1 pseudogene is annotated in these 878 nt (G+C 65.6%); it reads right to left on the minus strand.

What is annotated here, in order from left to right:
* A pseudogene (locus SSPN_RS55540) lies at positions 1 to 278 on the minus strand (hypothetical protein); the annotation flags it as partial.
* Between the last annotated feature and the right edge of the window lie 600 nt (positions 279 to 878).

The following is an 878-nucleotide window of genomic DNA, read 5'->3' on the forward strand; positions in this document are numbered from 1 at the left end:
CCCGGCATCAACGCAACAACATCACGCCTCACACCCTGGGCCAGGGCCGAACCCTGACCCGACGACACCACCACACCCGCATTCGAATTGCTCTGAGACACCAACAGCAGAGGCCCACCCGAGGAATCCGCGACACCACCCCGCACGAACTCCATCAACCCGCCACCAGCAACCACATCCGCCGGCACCGGCACCCGGACCGCGTCCACCGGCAGCTCCCAACGCGCCGCCACCACCCGGTCCTGCTGCAGAGACGGCACCGCCTGCGCCCCATCCACCGACAACACCGCCGATTCCGGCAGACCCGCTCCAGCGGTTTCGCGATGCGAAACCCCACGCCCCGCAACCGAATCCGCACCAGAATACCCCTCCCGGCCAGTCAAGCCACCCGGCGAGGACTCATGCCCCACAGACATAGCACCACTGTCCGGATCCGCCAACGCCCTAGACCCAGACCCGGGTGTGACAGTCTCCGGTAACGCGGCATCCAACGACACATCAGAACCACGGCCGGGATCGACCGGCCACATCGCTGACCGCGAAGTTCATTGCAGAACACCAAGACCCCCACGCCGCAGGCCGTCTTGTGCGCACAGCTGTCACGCGAGTAAAGGCCTCCGGCCCCACCTGGGCGATTCGTCTTGAGCGCGCTTGGCAACCCCAGCCAAGACACCTCGCCCGTGGCCTCCGCAACGGTGGAGCCGCCAGCAGAAACCAACGTTCCTGACCAGGCATCGCCCCTCACCGCTCTCGTCATGCGCGCAGTCGGTGTAGCGCACCCGAAACCGGAGCGACAATGCCAGCCAACGCGGCATTCCGCCACGGAAGCCCGACAAGTAAGCCCCTTTAACCCGGACAATAGAAGAAAAAGGGGCACC

Origin of the sequence: Saccharopolyspora spinosa NRRL 18395, from assembly GCF_000194155.1 — a bacterium.
GTDB lineage: Bacteria > Actinomycetota > Actinomycetes > Mycobacteriales > Pseudonocardiaceae > Saccharopolyspora > Saccharopolyspora spinosa.